This window comes from Arenimonas metalli CF5-1 (assembly GCF_000747155.1).
Lineage (GTDB): Bacteria > Pseudomonadota > Gammaproteobacteria > Xanthomonadales > Xanthomonadaceae > Arenimonas > Arenimonas metalli.
Genome location: NZ_AVCK01000010.1, coordinates 1 through 15,786, shown reverse-complemented (window position 1 = coordinate 15,786; position 15,786 = coordinate 1). Strand labels below are relative to the sequence as shown.

At 70.3% G+C, this 15,786-nt stretch carries 18 protein-coding genes, 1 tRNA gene and 1 other RNA gene; 11 read left to right on the top strand and 9 right to left on the bottom strand.

All coding sequences use genetic code 11. The features are described 5' to 3' along the window. Positions 1–143: 143 nt before the first annotated feature. Positions 144–1,097 (bottom strand): site-specific tyrosine recombinase XerD, encoded by a 954-nt coding sequence (xerD, locus tag N787_RS03175; protein ID WP_034210765.1) that lies wholly within the window; start codon positions 1,095–1,097, stop codon positions 144–146. 45 nt (positions 1,098–1,142) lie between these two features. Between xerD and N787_RS03170 the strand changes: the two genes are divergently transcribed. Continuing rightward, entirely contained in the window at positions 1,143–1,589 is a 447-nt protein-coding gene (locus N787_RS03170; protein ID WP_034210763.1) for an RDD family protein, read from the top strand. A 3-nt stretch (positions 1,590–1,592) separates the two neighbouring features. Here N787_RS03170 and lptG read toward each other — a convergent pair whose 3' ends face one another. Continuing rightward, positions 1,593–2,696, bottom strand: a complete 1,104-nt coding sequence (gene lptG / locus N787_RS03165; RefSeq protein WP_034210761.1) for an LPS export ABC transporter permease LptG — start codon at positions 2,694–2,696, stop codon at positions 1,593–1,595. Then, a complete protein-coding gene (gene lptF / locus N787_RS03160) occupies positions 2,693–3,775 on the bottom strand; it encodes an LPS export ABC transporter permease LptF (RefSeq protein ID WP_034210759.1) in 1,083 nt (360 codons plus the stop codon). Before lptF ends, lptG begins: the two co-directional genes overlap by 4 nt. Positions 3,776–3,903: 128 nt before the next feature. Between lptF and N787_RS03155 the strand changes: the two genes are divergently transcribed. Both N787_RS03155 and N787_RS03150 read left to right on the top strand, forming a co-directional pair. Then, positions 3,904–5,376 carry a leucyl aminopeptidase gene (locus N787_RS03155; RefSeq protein ID WP_034210757.1) on the top strand — a complete coding sequence of 491 codons (1,473 nt, stop codon included), beginning with the start codon at positions 3,904–3,906 and terminating at the stop codon, positions 5,374–5,376. 1 nt (position 5,377) lies between these two features. After that, the gene (locus N787_RS03150) at positions 5,378–5,803 is read left to right on the top strand and encodes a DNA polymerase III subunit chi (RefSeq protein WP_034210755.1); all 426 of its coding nucleotides are present in this window, start codon (positions 5,378–5,380) and stop codon (positions 5,801–5,803) included. Between the two features lie 180 nt (positions 5,804–5,983). On the opposite strand, the gene N787_RS03145 is transcribed toward N787_RS03150, so the two are convergent. Both N787_RS03145 and N787_RS03140 read right to left on the bottom strand, forming a co-directional pair. Further along, positions 5,984–7,294, bottom strand: a complete 1,311-nt coding sequence (locus tag N787_RS03145) for an aminopeptidase P N-terminal domain-containing protein (RefSeq protein WP_034210753.1) — start codon at positions 7,292–7,294, stop codon at positions 5,984–5,986. Between the two features lie 7 nt (positions 7,295–7,301). Beyond that, positions 7,302–7,853 carry a UPF0149 family protein gene (locus tag N787_RS03140; RefSeq protein ID WP_034210751.1) on the bottom strand — a complete coding sequence of 184 codons (552 nt, stop codon included), beginning with the start codon at positions 7,851–7,853 and terminating at the stop codon, positions 7,302–7,304. Positions 7,854–8,013: 160 nt separating this feature from the next. Between N787_RS03140 and N787_RS03135 the strand changes: the two genes are divergently transcribed. The 7 genes from N787_RS03135 (at position 8,014) to rpiA (ending at position 12,785) form a co-directional block, all read left to right on the top strand. Next, entirely contained in the window at positions 8,014–10,299 is a 2,286-nt protein-coding gene (locus tag N787_RS03135; protein ID WP_169742275.1) for a putative bifunctional diguanylate cyclase/phosphodiesterase, read from the top strand. 32 nt (positions 10,300–10,331) lie between these two features. Further along, complete coding sequence (locus N787_RS03130; RefSeq protein WP_034210749.1) at positions 10,332–10,553, top strand: TIGR02449 family protein; 222 nt, start codon at positions 10,332–10,334, stop codon at positions 10,551–10,553. Then, positions 10,550–10,843 (top strand): cell division protein ZapA, encoded by a 294-nt coding sequence (locus tag N787_RS03125; RefSeq protein ID WP_034210747.1) that lies wholly within the window; start codon positions 10,550–10,552, stop codon positions 10,841–10,843. Before N787_RS03130 ends, N787_RS03125 begins: the two co-directional genes overlap by 4 nt. A 41-nt stretch (positions 10,844–10,884) precedes the next feature. Further along, a non-coding RNA gene (ssrS, locus tag N787_RS14610) (6S RNA) lies at positions 10,885–11,070 on the top strand. 3 nt (positions 11,071–11,073) lie between these two features. Continuing rightward, the gene (locus N787_RS03120) at positions 11,074–11,649 is read left to right on the top strand and encodes a 5-formyltetrahydrofolate cyclo-ligase (protein WP_034210745.1); all 576 of its coding nucleotides are present in this window, start codon (positions 11,074–11,076) and stop codon (positions 11,647–11,649) included. 7 nt (positions 11,650–11,656) lie between these two features. Beyond that, entirely contained in the window at positions 11,657–12,118 is a 462-nt protein-coding gene (locus N787_RS03115; RefSeq protein ID WP_034210743.1) for an EVE domain-containing protein, read from the top strand. Between the two features lie 13 nt (positions 12,119–12,131). Continuing rightward, positions 12,132–12,785, top strand: coding sequence for a ribose-5-phosphate isomerase RpiA (gene rpiA, locus N787_RS03110; RefSeq protein ID WP_034210741.1), 654 nt, complete (start codon positions 12,132–12,134; stop codon positions 12,783–12,785). A gap of 169 nt (positions 12,786–12,954) precedes the next feature. Here the strand turns inward: rpiA and N787_RS03105 are convergent, their stop codons facing one another. The 4 genes from N787_RS03105 to rplM all read right to left on the bottom strand — a co-directional run bounded on the left by N787_RS03105 (position 12,955) and on the right by rplM (position 15,247). Further along, positions 12,955–14,013 (bottom strand): cyclic nucleotide-binding domain-containing protein, encoded by a 1,059-nt coding sequence (locus tag N787_RS03105; RefSeq protein ID WP_034210739.1) that lies wholly within the window; start codon positions 14,011–14,013, stop codon positions 12,955–12,957. A 296-nt stretch (positions 14,014–14,309) separates the two neighbouring features. After that, positions 14,310–14,383, bottom strand: a tRNA-Gln gene (locus tag N787_RS03100). A gap of 30 nt (positions 14,384–14,413) precedes the next feature. Then, a complete protein-coding gene (rpsI, locus tag N787_RS03095; protein WP_034210737.1) occupies positions 14,414–14,806 on the bottom strand; it encodes a 30S ribosomal protein S9 in 393 nt (130 codons plus the stop codon). Between the two features lie 9 nt (positions 14,807–14,815). Further along, the gene (rplM, locus tag N787_RS03090; RefSeq protein WP_425387840.1) at positions 14,816–15,247 is read right to left on the bottom strand and encodes a 50S ribosomal protein L13; all 432 of its coding nucleotides are present in this window, start codon (positions 15,245–15,247) and stop codon (positions 14,816–14,818) included. Between the two features lie 107 nt (positions 15,248–15,354). On the opposite strand from rplM, the gene N787_RS03085 reads away from it, so the two are divergent. Further along, positions 15,355–15,786: (Fe-S)-binding protein (locus N787_RS03085; RefSeq protein ID WP_034210733.1), on the top strand; the 432-nt coding region annotated here is incomplete at its 3' end.

Here is a 15,786-nt window from a genome sequence, read left to right as displayed (position 1 = left end):
GCTCGGCAGCGCAGGCGGTGAGGCTGAGCAGGAGGGCGACGGGCAGGGTGCGACGGATCATTCGGGGCGTCCTTCGGAATCAGTGCGGCTACGACCGCGGCCGGGGCGGGAAGTTCGCCGATTGTGGCACGGGCGGCGCGGCTTCAGGCACGGGGGTGGTGCTGCTGGTGCAGGCGTTTGAGGCCTTCACGCGCGACCAGGGTGTAGATCTGGGTGGTGGACAGCGAGCTGTGCCCCAGCAGCATCTGCAGCGCGCGCAGGTCGGCGCCGTGGTTGAGCAGGTGGGTGGCGAAGCTGTGCCGCAGGCCGTGCGGGCTGGCCTTGGCCGGGTCGATGCCGGCCAGCAGGGCCAGGCGCTTGACCACGTTCCAGAACTGCTGCCGGCTGATGGCCTCGCCGCCCCGCCCCAGGAACAGCGGCGCCGCGGCCCGGCCGCCGGCCAGCGCCGGGCGGGCCTGCGCGATGTAGCGCTCGAGCCAGTGCTGCGCCTCCTCGCCCAGCGGCACCAGGCGCTCCTTGCTGCCCTTGCCCATCACCCGCACCACGCCCTGGCGCAGGTTCAGCGCGGTGGCAGGCAGGTTAACCAGTTCGCTCACGCGCAGGCCGGTGGCGTACATCAGCTCGACCATGGCGCGGTCGCGCAGCCCGGCCGGGGTGTCGGTGTCGGGTGCGTTGATCAGCGCCTCGACTTCGCTTTCGGACAGCGCCTTGGGCAGCGAGCGGCGCAGCTTGGGCGGATCGAGCAGCGCCGTCGGGTCGGCCTCGCGCAGGCCCATCCGCACCTGCTGGCCGTAGAAAGCGCGCAGCGCGGACAGCAGCCGGGCGTTGCTGCGCGCGGCGTAGCCGTCGGTGGTCCGGCGCGAGAGGTAGTCGTAGAGCACTTCGCGATCAACGCCGGCGAGGTCGCGGCCGCGCGTGGCCAGCCAGCGCGCCAGGCCCTCGAGGTCGCGCCGGTAGCTGTCGAGCGTGAGCTTGGACAGCCCGGACTCGGCCCAGGCGCGGTCGAGGAAGCCGGCGATCGCGCGCTCATCCTGCGGCGCCGCCGGCGGCAGCGCCTGGGCACGTGCGCGACGGTCGGCGGGGCGCGAGGAAGGCATCGGGACAGCTTAGCGAGGCCCCGCCGGCGCCGCTATGCTGTGCGCATGAATGATGCCGCCGCCCCCGTCGCCCGCCCCGCCAACCTGGCCTGGCGCGTGCTCGCCCTGGTCTACGACGCGATGCCGAACATCGCGCTGTGGTTCGCCGTGAGCGGCCTGGCGCTGCTGCTGCGGCCCAGCCACGAGGCGTTCGCGCCGTGGAGCGCGGGCCAGTTGGTGCTGTGGCTGGCCTGCGCGGGCGTCAGCGGCCTGTATGCCGTGTGGTCGTGGCGGCGCGCCGGGCAGACGCTGGGCATGCGGCCGTGGCGGCTGAAGGTGACCACGCCCGACGGCCGCCTCGCGACGGCGAAGCAGCTCTGGCTGCGCTACGCGGTTTCGATCGTGTCGCTCGGCGCCGGCGGCCTGGGGTTCCTGTGGTCGCTGCTGGACCGCGACCGCCGCACCTGGCACGACCTCGCCAGCGGCACCGTGCTGGTGCGGCTGCAGCGCTAGCCGCTACTCGCGCCGCGCGAACAGGCCCCAGCACAGCACCAGCAGCGCCACCGGCGGCAGCAGGTAGGCCAGCCGCGCATCGAAGTCGTAGACATCCGACAGGCTAACCACCAGCCGCTGCGCCAGCAGGTAGGCGACGCCGATGACGATGGCGGTGAACAGCCGCTTGCCGAAGCCGCCCGAGCGCAGCGAACCGAACGCGAACGGCAGCGCCGCCAGGCACAGCACCGCCACGTTCACCGGGTAGTACCAGCGCGCCCAGTAGGCGTTCTCGAAGGCCTTGGCGTTGAGCCCGTTGCGCTCCATGTACTCGATGTTGCGCTGCAGTTCGGCCGCGCTGAGGTAGCGCGGGCGCTTGGCGGCCGACGCCAGGGCGTCGGCGTCGAGCGCGGTTTCCCAGCGCTCCTCGGCGATGGTTTCGCTGGAGACGGCGCGGCCCGTGAAGCGCACGCGGGTGACGTCGCGCAGGCGCCAGCCGTCCTCGCGGTGCTCGGCGATCCGGGCCTCGGCCAGCGACACGAGCCGGCCTTCGTCGTCGAACTCGAACAGCCGCACGCCCTGCAGTTCGGTCCAGGCGCCGTCCTCGGATTCGCGGCGGGCGCCATCGCGGGCGTTGAGGTAGCTGTTGCCTTCGCGCAGCCACAGGCCCGACAGGCGGGCCACCACCATGTCCCCCGACTTGGCCGCGTTCGCCACCGCCTGCGCGTTCTGCTCGCCGCGCGGCGCGATCGTCTCGGCGTTGACCATCATCAGCGCCGTGAGCAGGCCCAGCGACAGCAGCGCGCCCAGGCCGATGCGCAGCCGCGACATGCCCGCCGAGCGCATCGCGGTCAGCTCCGAGCGCGCCGACAGCCCGCCCAGGCCGAGCACGCAGCCGATCAGGGCCACGGTCGGGAACAGTTCGTACATGCGCCGCGGCACCGTGTAGGCGGTGTAGAGCACGGCGTGGCTGAGCGTGTAGCCGCCCTCGCCCACCTCGTCGAGCTCGTTGAACAGCGCCGTCATCAGGTCGAAGCCCAGCAGCACCGCCCAGGTGGCCAGCGCCGTCAGCAGCACCGTGCGCGCCAGGTACAGGTCGATGATGCGCGGGCGCAGGCGGGCGATCATGCCGGCACCGGGCGCGGGCGGCGCAGGCGGCCGTCGGTGCGGAACAGCCACCCGGCCAGCAGCGCCATCGGCAGCAGCAGCCACCACAGGCCGGCCCAGGCCGGCAGCGCGCCCGTCGCCAGCCAGCCCTTGCCCAGCATCAGCAGGGCCATGGCGTTGATGTAGATCAGCAGCGCCGCGAGGATGCGGCCGTAGCGCGCCTGGCGCGGCTCGCCGCGGCCCAGCGGCATGGCCAGGAAGCCCAGCGCCAGCGTCAGCAGCGGCGTGGCGATGCGCCAGTGCAGTTCGGCGCGCGCGGCGGCGTCGGTTTGCGCCAGCAGCTCGCGGGTGCGGCGCGCCTCGATCTCCTCGGCTTCGGCCTCGACCTCGCGGTCGGGGATGCGCAGCTCGTTCTGGTCGAAGCGCATCAGCCGGAAATCCTTGGCCGCCGGCGTGCCCTCCACCCGGAAGCCATCGCGCAGGCGCAGGAAGCGGCCGGTCTCCTCGTCGAAGAAGATCTCGCCGTCGCGGGCGGTAATCACGTCGAGGCGGCCATCGCGCTCGGTCTGGACGAACATCTGCCGGAAGCGCGTGCCGTCGCTACTCAGCTCGCCGACGTAGAGGATGCCGGCGCGCCCGGGCAGTTCGAGGAAGCGCCCCGCCTCGAGCCCGGCGACCAGGAAGCTGCGGTTGGCGGTCTCGATCATGTCGCGGGCGATGCGGGCGCCGGCCGGCGCCAGCCACAGCGAACTCAGCGCGACGATCACGGCCACCGGCAGCGTGACCATGAGCAGCGGCCGCCACAGCTTCTGCGGGCCCAGGCCCACCGAGGACAGCACGGCCATCTCGCTGTCGCCATACAGGTGGCCCACGGCCAGCAGCAGGCCGACGAACAGCGCCAGCGGCATCAGCAGGGGCAGCACCTGCAGCGAGCGCAGGCCCAGCTGCGACAGCAGCAGCGCCGCCGGCACCTGGCCGCGAGCGATGTCGGACATCAGGTCCACCAGCAGGCCGCCCAGGCCCACCATCAGCAGGATCGCGGCCACGGCGGCCACGCTGAGGACGAACTGGCGCAGCAGGTAGCGTTCGATCAGCAGCAATGGGGCGTCCTGGCCGGGGCGGGAGTGGGCGTGGGGCTGAGTTGCTAGAATCGCGGGGTCATCACGGCGGGCCGCCACAATCGGCAGGCCTGCCCCGAATCCCCTTCGATTGTACGGAATCCCAGACCATGGCCCTCGAATTTCAACTGAACCACGCCGATCCCGCCACCGCCGCCACCGATTGCCTGGTGGTGGGCCTGTTCGCCGACGGCCGCTTCGCGCCCTCGGGCCAGGCCGTGGACAAGGCCAGCGGCGGCAAGCTCGCCGCCCTCGCCGCCCGCGGCGACCTCTCGGGCAAGACCGGCCGCACCGCCCTGCTGCCCGACGTGCCCGGCATCGCCGCGCCGCGCGTGCTGGTGGTGGGCCTGGGCGAGGCCGGAAAGTTCGGCGTGCCGCAGTACCTCAAGGCCGTCGCCGACGCCGTGCGCGCGCTGCGCACCGGCCCGGCCGACAGCGCCCTGCTCACCCTGTCCGAGATCGCGGTCGGCGGCCGCGACGCCGCCTGGAACGTGCGCCAGGCGGTGATCGCCGCCGACCACGCCGCGTACCGCTACACCGCCACCCGCAGCAAGAAGGACGAGCCGGGCCTGGCGAAGCTGGCCGTGCTGGGCGCGGACGCGCAGCGCGCCGACTTCGCGCGCGGCGTCGCGATCGCCGCCGGCGTGGAGTTGGCGCGCGAGCTGGGCAACCTGCCGCCGAACATCTGCAACCCGGGCTACCTGGCCGACACCGCCCGCAAGATCGCCGCCGAGCACGCCAACGTCGAGGCCGAGATCCTCGAGCGCGCCGACATGGAGAAGCTGGGCATGGGCTCGCTGCTGGCCGTGGCCCGCGGCTCGGCCAACCCGCCGCGCCTGATCGTGCTGCGCTACACCGGCGCGGGCAAGGCCAAGCCGCATGCCCTGGTCGGCAAGGGCATCACCTTCGACACCGGCGGCATCAACCTCAAGGTGCAGGGCGGCATCGAGGAAATGAAGTTCGACATGTGCGGCGCCGCCACCGTCATCGGCACCTTCGCCGCGGTGGCGAAGATGCAGCTGCCGGTGAACCTGGTCATGGTGGTGCCGGCGGTCGAGAACATGCCCGACGCCGACGCCTACCGCCCCAGCGACATCCTCACCTCGATGTCGGGCAAGACGATCGAAGTCGGCAACACCGACGCCGAGGGCCGCCTGATCCTGTGCGACGCGCTCACCTACGTGCAGAAGTATGAGCCGCAGGCCACCGTCGACGTCGCCACCCTCACCGGCGCCTGCGTAGTCGCCCTGGGCAAGTTCGCGGCCGGCCTGATGAGCAAGCACGACGACCTGGCCAACGAGCTGCTGGAGGCGGGCGACACCGTGTTCGACCGCGCCTGGCGCCTGCCGCTGTGGGACGAGTACCAGACCCAGCTCGAGTCGGCCTTCGCCGACGTCTACAACATCGGCGGCAAGAACGCCGGCGCGATCACCGCGGGCTGCTTCCTCGCCCGCTTCACCGAAGGCCAGCGCTGGGCGCACCTGGACATCGCCGGCGTCGCCAATGGCGACGGCCGCAAAGGCCTGGCCAGCGGCCGCCCGGTCGGCCTGCTGACGCAGTGGCTGATCGACCAGGCCGGCTGAGATGGCGCGCGCCGATTTCTACCTGATCGGCAAGCCACGCTTCCGCGAGCAGCCGCTGCTGCTCGCCTGCGAGCTGGCCCGCAAGGCCAGCGACGCCGGCCTGCCGATGCTGGTGCTGTGCGCCAGCAGCGCGCAGGCCGAGATGCTGGACGACCTGCTGTGGTCCTTCGACCCGGATGCCTACGTGCCGCACCAGATCGTCGGCGCGGACGAGGACGAGGACGAAGTGCCGGTGCTGATCGCCGCGCCCGAACACGATGCGGCGCTGCGCCCGCTCGTGCTCAACCTCCGCGACGAGGCCGTCCCCGACGGCTTCGACCGCGTGCTGGAAGTCGTCCCCGCCGATGACTCCGCGCGCGGCCCGCTGCGTGAACGCTGGAAGCAATACGTGGCGCGGGGATTGGATGTCGCGAAGCACGATATGTGAGGCGTGGGGGAAAGCAGGAAATAGTGAAGAGAAGGTAGGAGATAGTGAAAAGCGTTGCGACGGCGCGCTAGCGCGGAGGCCCATTTTTTTCAACCAGTCCTCGGCCCCTCACCACTATCTCCTACCTCCTCTTCCCAATTTCCTGCTCCCGTACGGCTCTCCCCCCACCGCCCCCGGCCTTCAACGCCCCGCCAACACCGCCTCCACCTCATCCACCGCCTTCGGCACGGCATCCGTCAGCACCTCGTGCCCGGCCTTCGTCACCAGGACGTCGTCCTCGATGCGGATGCCGATGCCCTGCCACTTCGCGGGGACGCCCTTGGCGCCGGGGGCGATGTAGAGGCCGGGCTCGATCGTGAAGACCATGCCGGGCTCGAGCTCGCGGTACTCGCCGGCGAGCTTGTATTCGCCGACGTCATGCACGTCCAGGCCCAGCCAGTGGCCGGTCTTGTGCATGTAGAACTTCTTGTAGGCGCCGCTGGCCAGCACCGACTTCAGCGAGCCCTTGAGCAGGCCCAGCGACAGCAGGCCCTCGGACAGCACTTCCACCGCGGCGTCGTGGCCGGCGATCCAGGGCTGGCCCGGGCGGGCCTTGGCCAGCGCGGCGTGCTGCGCCGCCAGCACCACCTCGTACAGCGCGCGCTGCTCCTTCGAGTAGCGGCCGTTCACCGGCCAGGTGCGGGTGATGTCGGAGGCGTAGCCGGCGTACTCGGCGCCGGCGTCGCAGAGCAGCAGGTCGCCGTCGGCGGTGGGCGCGTTGTTGTCGCGGTAGTGCAGCACGCAGGCGTTCGGGCCCGAACCGACGATCGGCTCGTAGGCCGCGACGGCGTTGTTGCGGCGGTACGTGAACTGCAGCGCGGCCTCGACCTCGTACTCGCGGCCGCCGGGGCGGGTGGCGAGCATCGCCGCACGCTGCGCCTCGCAGGCGATGCGGGCCGACTCGCGCATCAGCTTGAGTTCGGCCGCGCTCTTGAACAGGCGCAGCTCGTGCAGCAGGTGGCCCAGCTCAAGGAACTCGTGCGGGGGCTGCGCGCCCTGGCGCACCTGCGAACGCACGCGGTTCACCCAGCCGATCAGCTTGAGGTCGAACTCGGTGTCGCGGCCGAAGTGGTAGTAGACGCGCGAACGGCCTTCCAGCAGGCCGGGCAGGATCTCGTCGAGGTCGGCGATCGGGTAGGCGTCGTCGACGCCGAAGGCCTCCACCGCACCCTCCGGCCCGGCGCGCGGGCCGTCCCAGGCCTCGCGCTCGGGGTCGCGCTCGCGGCAGAACAGCAGCGCCTCGCCGTGCTTGCGGCCCGGCACCAGCACCAGCACCGCCTCGGGCTCCGGGAACCCGGAGAGGTACCAGAAATCGCTGTCCTGGCGGTAGGGGAAATGCGTGTCGTGGCTGCGCACGCGCAGCGGCGCGCTGGGCAGGATGATGATGGCGTCGTCGTCCGCCATGCGCATGAGCTGCTTGCGGCGGCGGGCGAACTCGGCGGCCTTGATCACGGTCGCCTCAGTTGAGCTTGCGGCGGTGCCGGGGACCCAGCACGCAGTCGCTGTGCAGCAGCATCACCGCGACCCGGATGAACTCGGACACTTCCTCGAGCGCGGCGGCATCGGCCTCCGGGTCCTCGTAGCTGAGGTCGCTGGCGGCGATGCGGGCGATGTCGCCGAGCGCTTCCTCCGATTCGTCCGACAGCGGCGGCTTGGCGCCGGCGGCCAGGCCGAAGCCGCCGAGGAAACCGCGGCACCAGGCCACCAGGCCGTCGCCGCGCTCGCTGACCGGGTGGCCTTCGGCGGGCAGCAGGAGCTCGAACTCGAAATCGGGCGACTCCAGCTGCTGGGTGCTGGCCGAATACAGCCGGTCCAGCGCGCCGTCCGCTTCCGGCGCCGACAGCAGCGGATCGGCCATTACCTGCGCGAACCAGGTGCGGCGATCGTGCTTGCCGCCGCCCGACAGGTAGCCACACAGCGAGCCGTGCAGCTCGCAGGGTTCGAGGCCGGCCTCCAGGCCCTGGAGTTCGGCGACGAGTTCGGCGTGGTCGGGCAACTGGGCGTCTGGCATGGGGTCGGGGCTGGCGGGGTGGCCGCATTCTAGCAAGGCCCGCCGGCGCCGGCCGGACGGCGCTTGTGGCGGTGTTAGCGCCACCCTACACTGCCGTGGTTCAGGGGTGATCGTAATCAGGGGAAATCCGGGCCCAATGGCGCGTTCGCGAATCAGTGGCATGCGTCCGGGGCGAGGCCTCGCGGCCTGCAGCCTCGGGGCGATGCTCGCGCCCGCGGCCGTCCATGCCCAGGCCCCGCACGCCCCGGGCTCGGGCTTCGCGCTGCAGCTGGTGCTGTTCGCCATCGCCCTGTTCCTGGGCTGGCTGCTGTGGCGGGTCTGGACCCACCGCCGGCGCCAGGAAACGTCACTGCTCGGCGAGATCCGCGAGCGCGAGGAGCGGCTGAACCTGGCGCTATGGGGCTCCGGCGACGAGTTCTGGGACTGGAACATCCGCGAGAACAGCCTCTACCGCCTCGGCGCCAACCAGCTGCTGGGCCAGGGCAGCCGCGAGGAGCTGAGCACCGACGACTGGCGCACGCACTCGATCCACCCCGAGGACCTGCCGAGGGTGCAGAAGCTGCTGCAGGAACACATCGTCGGCCACACCGACGTGTTCGAGTCCGAGCACCGCATCCGCAACGCGCGCGGCGAGTGGGTCTGGGTGCGTTCGCGCGGCAAGGTGGTCGAGCGCGACGCCAGCGGCAGCCCGCTGCGCATGGCCGGCACCGCCCGCGACATCACCATCATCCGCCGCGCCGAGCGCGAGCGCCGCGTGGCGCTGGAAGTGCTGCGCTCGATGAGCGAAGCCGTGGCGGTGATCGACCTCGACTTCCGCTTCATCTCGGTCAACCCGGCCTTCTCGCGCATCACCGGCTACAGCGAGGAAGAGGTGATCGGCCAGAACAGCCGCCTGCTCGACTCCAGCCAGCACAGCGCCGAGTTCTACCGCCGCGTGCGCGACGTGCTCGAGCGCACCGGCCACTGGGCCGGCGAGATGTGGCAGAAGCGCAAGGACGGCGAGGAATTCCTCGGCTGGATCGAGATGAGCGAGGTGCGCGACGCGATGGGCCTGCGCAGCCACTTCGTCGCCGTGGTCAACGACATCACCGACAAGAAGCGCGCCGAGCAGGAGCTGCGCTACCTCGCCAACTACGACACCCTGACCGGCCTGCCCAACCGCGCGCTGCTGAGCGAGCGCCTGGGCCGCGCCATCGTGCGCGCGCGCCGGCAGGAAACGCGGGTGGCGGTGCTGTTCCTCGACCTCGACCGCTTCAAGGACATCAACGATTCGCTGGGCCACGCCGCCGGCGACCGCCTGCTCAAGGCCGCGGCCACGCGCCTGCAGGCCACGGTCGGCGCTTCCGACACGGTGGCGCGCCTGGGCGGCGACGAGTTCACGGTGGTGCTGGAGGACGTCGAGTCGATCCCGGCGGTGGAGCGCATGGCGCGCGAGATCCTCACCGCGTTCTCGATGCCGCTCGAGGTGGACGAGCGCCACGACGTGTCGATCACGCCGTCGCTGGGCATCAGCCTCTACCCCGACCACGCGCTGGTGCCGACCGACCTGCTGAAGTATTCGGACACGGCCATGTACCAGGCCAAGGCCGAGGGCCGGAACACCTACCAGATCTACAACGAAACCATGGACGCCGAGTCGCGCCGGCGCGCCACCGTGCTGGCCTCGCTGCGCAAGGCGCTCGACCGCGGCGAGTTCCGGCTCGTGTACCAGCCGCGCATGGCGCTGGCCGACGGCCGCATCACCGGCGTCGAGGCGCTGCTGCGCTGGCACAGCGCCGAGCTGGGCGAAATCCCGCCGACCGTGTTCATCCCGCTCGCCGAGGAATCGGGCCTGATCCTGCAGATCGGCGACTGGGTGCTGAGCGAGGCGCTGCAGACGCTCAAGCGCTGGCGCGGCCACGGCCTGAGCGAGATTTCGATCGGCATCAACGTCTCGGTGCTGCAGCTGCTGCGCGGCAACCTGCCGCTCACGCTGCGCAGCCTGATCCACGACCTGGGCGTGCCGGCCAACCGCATCGAGCTGGAAGTCACCGAGTCGATGGTGATGCAGAACGCCGAGCAGACCACCCACGTGCTCAACGAGCTGCGCAAGCTCGGCATCACGCTCGCCATCGACGACTTCGGCACCGGCTATTCCTCGCTGGTCTACCTCAAGCGCCTGCCGATCGACACGCTGAAGATCGACAAGGAATTCATCGGCGACCTCACCCGCGACCCCGACGACGAGGCCATCACCGCCACCGTCATCACCATGGGCCACTCGCTAGGCCTGAACGTGATCGCCGAAGGCGTGGAGAGCGAGCAGCAGCTTAGCTACCTGCGCGAGCAGGGCTGCGACGAGATCCAGGGCTTCTGGCTGTCGCCGCCCCTGGATTCGCACCGCTGCCTGGCCTTCATCCGCAGCTGGCAGCCCGGCACCGTGGCCGCCATCCCGGCCCCGTATTGACCCCTTCCCCCGCCCCGCCTAAGGTGGCCGCGATGAGCCCGAACGATCCGATTGCCCAGCTCCAGGCCCTGGCCGAGCGCTTCGAGCGCCTGGCGGAGCAGCATCGCCGGCTGCTCGAGGAGAACAAGAGCCTGCGCCAGGGCCAGGAGCAGCTGGTCGCCGAGCGGGCCGCGTTGCTGAACAAGAACGAGCAGGCCCGCTCCCGGGTGGAAGCCATGATCACGCGGCTCAAGTCGCTGGAGCACAACGCGTGAGCGAGCCGGTCAACGTCAAGATCCTGGACCGCGAATACACCGTCGGCGTCGAGCCCTCGGAACGCGACAGCCTGGTGGCGGCGGCGCAGCTGCTCGACGCCCGCATGCGCGAAGTCCGCGGCAGCAACCGCATGGCCGCCATCGACCGCGTCGCCGTGCTCACCGCGCTCAACCTCGCCCACGAGCTGCAGCAGCTCAGGCAGGCCGCCGACCAGCGCGACCAGGCCCTCGCCCGCACCCTGGGCGAACTCAACCGCAAGCTCGACGGCCTCTTCGACGCCCCGCGCTGACGCGTTCACTCTTCCGTTAGGCCACGGGTCTATAATCGCGGCGTCCTCTGCCGTGTTCGACAGCGTGCCTAACATTACGCCTTGTCCCATAAACACGACCCGGGAATCCGCCCCGACCGCGGTGTGCATGTCCGCCCTGCTGCGGAAAGCCTGAAGCGGCGGATCGGGTACCCACTTGATCCCTGGGATCAAGGTCGTTTCGTACGCATCGGCATGGTGGAGGAACTTCTTTGACTTCGACGCGCGCCGACCTCCGCGCCGAACTGCGCGCCCGCCGCGCGGCCCTGCGCCCCGGCGAACGCCTCGCGGCCGCCGATGCCGTCGCCCGGCACCTGGGCGAACGCCCCGAACTGCGCGAGCCCGGCTACGTCGCCGGCTACTGGGCCGTGAACGGCGAACTGCCCCTGCACGCCGTGCAGCTGCGCCTCGCGCCCGGCCAGGTCTGGTGCCTGCCGGTGGCCATGCCCGACGGCGACCTGCGCTTCGCGCCCTGGCGCGCGGGCGACCCGCTGGCGCCCAATCGCTATGGCATCCCTGAACCGGTGGCCGACACCACGCTGGCGCCGGCGGATATGGCCGTGGTGCTGCTGCCCCTGCTCGGCTTCGCCCGCGACGGCACGCGGCTGGGCATGGGCGGCGGTTACTACGACCGCGCCTTCGGCTTCCGCCGCGGGCGGGCCGCACCGCCCCGCCTGGTCGGCGTCGGCTACGCCTGCCAGGAGACCGACGGCCTGGTCGCCGAGGACTGGGACGTGCCGCTGGACGCGATCGCGACCGAAGCCGGATTCCACGCGTTCGGGCGATAATGCCGGCATGAGGAAATACTGGCTGATGAAATCCGAGCCCGACGAGTTCTCGATCGAGGCCCTGGAAAAGGTGGGCCGCGAGCCCTGGACCGGCGTGCGCAACTACCAGGCGCGCAACTTCATGATGAAGGACATGAAGGTCGGCGACGGCATCCTCTTCTACCACTCCAACTGCGCCGTGCCCGGCGTGGCGGGGCTGGCGGAAGTGGTGTCGGTGGCCTACCCGGACCCGACCCAGTTCCAGAAGAAATCCGATTACTACGACGCCGCCAGCAAGCCCGAGGAGCCGCGCTGGTGGCTGGTGGACGTTGGCTTCGTGCGCAAGCTCAAGCGCGTGGTGTCGCTGGACGACATGCGCGCGGAGGCGGAAACGCTGGGCGAGGATTTCGCCCTGCTCCGCCGCGGCAACCGCCTCTCGGTGCTGCCGGTGACCGCCGCGCAGTACAAGCACATCCTTTCCCTCGAATAAGCCGGAGCCGCCGATGTCCCGCGACGCACAGAAGAAACTCGCCGCCGAGAAGGCGCTCGAATACGTCGAGGACGGCACCGTGGTCGGCGTCGGCACCGGCTCCACCGTGGCCTTCTTCATCGACGGCCTGGCGCGGATGAAGGGCCGCATCGAGGGCGCGGTGTCGAGCTCCGAGCAGAGCACGCGCCAGCTCAAGTCGCACGGCATCCCGGTGTTCGACCTCAACGCGGTCGGCCCGCTCAAGCTCTACGTGGACGGCGCCGACGAGTGCGACCCGTACAACCGGCTGATCAAGGGCGGCGGCGCGGCGCTCACGCGCGAGAAGATCATCGCCGAGGCCAGCGAGCGCTTCATCTGCATCATCGACGAGGCCAAGCAGGTCGAGGTGCTGGGCCAGTTCCCGCTGCCGGTGGAAGTGATCCCGATGGCGCGCAGCCTGGTCGCGCGCCGCATCGTGGAGCTCGGCGGCCAGCCGGTGTGGCGCGAAGGCGTGACCACCGACAACGGCAACTGGATCCTCGACGTGCACCACTGGCGCATCACCGACCCGGTGGGCCTGGAGGCCAAGCTCAACCAGATCGTCGGCGTGGTGGCCTGTGGGTTGTTCGCGGCGCGGCCGGCCGATGACGTCATTATCAATGGGCAGGTGCGGGTGGTGGCGAGGTAGTGGGTGTTTGAAAGAGAGGAAATAGTGAAGAGGAGATAGGAGATAGTAAAAGCGGGGTTCCGCTCTTCACTAATTCCTATCTCCTCTTCACTATTTCCTAAAAGTTGACCGCCGGTTATTCAGGCTGGAACTGAAGTCCACCTCAACCACGCGTCGCTGCCAACGCGGCTCACGTCGGGGCGTTGGCCGCCAGCAGGCGCAGCATGGCGCCGAGGCCGCCATGCAGGGCGCTCACTTCATAGCCGAGGCGCTTGAGCACGAAGGCGGCGGCGGCCGAGCGCTCGCCGGTGTTGCAGTACACGACCACGCGCGCGCCCGAGGGCAGCACGTTGGCGATGTCTTCGCGCAGGCGGTACAGCGGCACGTTGACGGAACCGTCGATCGCGCGCTGCGCGTGTTCCTCGGGCATGCGCACGTCCAGCAGCGCGGCGCCGCCCTGCACCAGGCGCGCGGCCTCGGCCGGGAGCACCCACGACAGCATCGGCGGCTTGAGCACGGCCTCGAAGGCCTCGCGCGAAAGCCGCATCAGCTGGCCGCCCTGCATCATGCGCACGGTGGCGTTGCGGGGCAGGTTCGACAGCAGCGCGTCCTCGCCGAAGGTGTCGCCCTCGCGCAGGTAGGCGACCACTTGCGGCGCGCCGTCGAGGTACTTCGAGATCGAGGCAGTGCCTTCCCGCACCACGTAGAAATAATCCGGCGCGTCGCCCTCGCGCATCACGATCTCGCTGGGCTTGACGCTCACCGGCTCGAACAGCTGGAACATCTTCTCGATGTTGCCGGTGGGCAGGCGCGCGAAGGCCTGGCTGCGCAGCAGGCGGAACACCCAGTTGTTGCCGCCCGGGGCCGATCCGAAATGGCGGTAGTTCTCGTCGCGGCTGAGCTGGTCCCAGGTAATCAGCTTCTCGAGGTAGCGGCGGTCGATGCGCATCACCCGCGCCTTGGACGACACCACCTTGGCGGTGAAGCGGCGCGGCACCGCGTCGTTGAGCGAATAGCGGCCGTGCGGGGCGTTGGCGACGTGGGCGACGCTGCGGCCATCGGGGTAGTTGCAGCGCAGCTCGCCGTCGAGCAGGTAGATGGTGTCCTCGTCCAGGTCGCCGGCCTCGAACACGTTCTCGTTGCGGCCGTAATCGGACACCGACGCCTCGCGGGCCAGCTGGTCGCGGGTTTCCTGGCGCAGCGATTCGAGCGGGAACAGGCGGGCCAGGTGGTCGGCGGGGACGGGCATGGGCTGACTCCGGAGGCGTATGCGCCGAGTCTATCGCCGCTGGCCGGGATTCGGGTAGGAGGGCCTTCAGGCCCGGAGCTTTTTCGCGAAGGGCTTCGGGCCTGAAGGCCCTCCTACAGGGAGCAAGGCGCTCGCTTCGCGGGGGCTGGGGGACCAGGATTGCCAGGTCCATCCATGGACCTGGCCCTCCGCTTCGGCGACAGAAATCGTTCCGGACGATTTCTTCGAACGAGGTCCGACTTGCCTTCCCCCCAGCCAAAGTGAAGAGGGCCCCCTTTCGGGGGCCCTCTTCATTTTGGCTGGGGGACTAGGATTCGAACCTAGATAGGCAGAGTCAGAGTCTGCAGTCCTACCATTAGACGATCCCCCAATTCGGGGACGCCGCCAGTTTACGAAACGATTAGCGCTTCGAGAACTGGGTGGCGCGGCGGGCCTTGTGCAGGCCGACCTTCTTGCGCTCGACCTCGCGGGCGTCGCGGGTCATGAGGCCGGCCTTGCGCAGTTCCGGCTTCAGGGTGTCGTTGTACTCGACCAGCGCGCGGGCGATGCCCAGGCGGATGGCGCCGGCCTGGCCGGTGATGCCACCGCCCTCGACCGTGACGGTGAAGTCGAACTTGTCGCCCATCTGGCTGACGACCAGCGGCTGGCGCACGATCATGCGCGAGGTCTCGCGGCCGAAGAACTCGTCGACCGGACGGCCGTTGACGACGATCTTGCCGGTGCCCGAACGCATGAACACGCGGGCGGTGGAGGACTTGCGACGGCCGGTGCCGTAGTTCTGCTGGATAGCCATGTCTGTGCCTTAAGCCTTGAAGTCCAGAGCCTGCGGCTGCTGGGCGGTGTGCGGATGCTCCGAGCCCTTGTACACCTTGAGCTTGCGGAACATGGCGCGGCCGAGCGGGTTCTTCGGGAGCATGCCCTTGACGCCGATCTCGATCACGCGCTCCGGGTGGGCGTCGAGGGCCTGGCCGAGGGACTCGGTCTTCAGGTTGCCGACGTAGCCGGTGAAGCGGTGGTACTTCTTGTCCTGCAGCTTGTTGCCGGTGACGTGGATCTTCTCGGCGTTGATCACGACGAGGTAGTCACCCGTATCAACGTGCGGGGTGTATTCCGGCTTGTGCTTGCCGCGCAGACGGCGCGCGAGTTCCGAGCACAGGCGGCCCAGGGTCTTGCCGCTGGCATCGACCACGTACCAGTCTTGCTTGACGGTCTGGGCGTTGGCGCTGACGGTCATGGTCTTCATGACGGCTCCAAATAGAAATCGGGGTGGAAAGAGGCGGAATGATAGCGGCCCTTTTGGGCCCGTGCAAGCCCGGAATCACGCCGTGTTAGCATCCCGCCATGCCCACGCCGCCCGAAACGGCCCCCCGCCCCGCGCCCGGCGCGCCTGCCGCCGGCCTGGTGGCGCTGGCCGACCGCTGCGTGCAGTGCGGGCTCTGCCTGCCGCATTGCCCGACCTACGGGCTGGACCGCAGCGAGGCCGAATCCCCGCGTGGCCGCATAGCCTACATCCGCGCCGTCGCCTCGGGCCAGCTCGAGCCCACGCCCGCCGGCGACACCCACCTCGACCACTGCCTGGGCTGCCGCCGCTGCGAACAGGCCTGCCCCGCCGGCGTCGAATACGGCGCCCTGCTGCTGGGCGCCCGGGCCGCGCAGGCCCAGCGGACGCCGCCGCCGCGGCGCGAGCGCGTGGCCGGCTGGCTGCTGGCGCGACCGTCGCTGCTGGGCCGCCTGCTCGACTTCCAGCGCGTGGCCACGCCGTGGCTGCCCGCC

What these genes read in the sequence shown, in the direction of transcription:
- N787_RS03105 (WP_034210739.1), bottom strand. Translation starts at nt 14,013, where the DNA reads ATGCCCGTCCCCGCCGACCACCTGGCCCGCCTGTTCCCGCTCGAATCG.
- N787_RS03135 (WP_169742275.1), top strand. Translation starts at nt 8,014, where the DNA reads ATGCGTCCGGGGCGAGGCCTCGCGGCCTGCAGCCTCGGGGCGATGCTC.
- rpiA (WP_034210741.1), top strand. Translation starts at nt 12,132, where the DNA reads ATGTCCCGCGACGCACAGAAGAAACTCGCCGCCGAGAAGGCGCTCGAA.
- rplM (WP_425387840.1), bottom strand. Translation starts at nt 15,247, where the DNA reads ATGACCGTCAGCGCCAACGCCCAGACCGTCAAGCAAGACTGGTACGTG.
- xerD (WP_034210765.1), bottom strand. Translation starts at nt 1,097, where the DNA reads ATGCCTTCCTCGCGCCCCGCCGACCGTCGCGCACGTGCCCAGGCGCTG.
- N787_RS03115 (WP_034210743.1), top strand. Translation starts at nt 11,657, where the DNA reads ATGAGGAAATACTGGCTGATGAAATCCGAGCCCGACGAGTTCTCGATC.
- lptG (WP_034210761.1), bottom strand. Translation starts at nt 2,696, where the DNA reads ATGATCGCCCGCCTGCGCCCGCGCATCATCGACCTGTACCTGGCGCGC.
- N787_RS03130 (WP_034210749.1), top strand. Translation starts at nt 10,332, where the DNA reads ATGAGCCCGAACGATCCGATTGCCCAGCTCCAGGCCCTGGCCGAGCGC.
- N787_RS03155 (WP_034210757.1), top strand. Translation starts at nt 3,904, where the DNA reads ATGGCCCTCGAATTTCAACTGAACCACGCCGATCCCGCCACCGCCGCC.
- rpsI (WP_034210737.1), bottom strand. Translation starts at nt 14,806, where the DNA reads ATGGCTATCCAGCAGAACTACGGCACCGGCCGTCGCAAGTCCTCCACC.
- N787_RS03140 (WP_034210751.1), bottom strand. Translation starts at nt 7,853, where the DNA reads ATGCCAGACGCCCAGTTGCCCGACCACGCCGAACTCGTCGCCGAACTC.
- N787_RS03150 (WP_034210755.1), top strand. Translation starts at nt 5,378, where the DNA reads ATGGCGCGCGCCGATTTCTACCTGATCGGCAAGCCACGCTTCCGCGAG.
- N787_RS03170 (WP_034210763.1), top strand. Translation starts at nt 1,143, where the DNA reads ATGAATGATGCCGCCGCCCCCGTCGCCCGCCCCGCCAACCTGGCCTGG.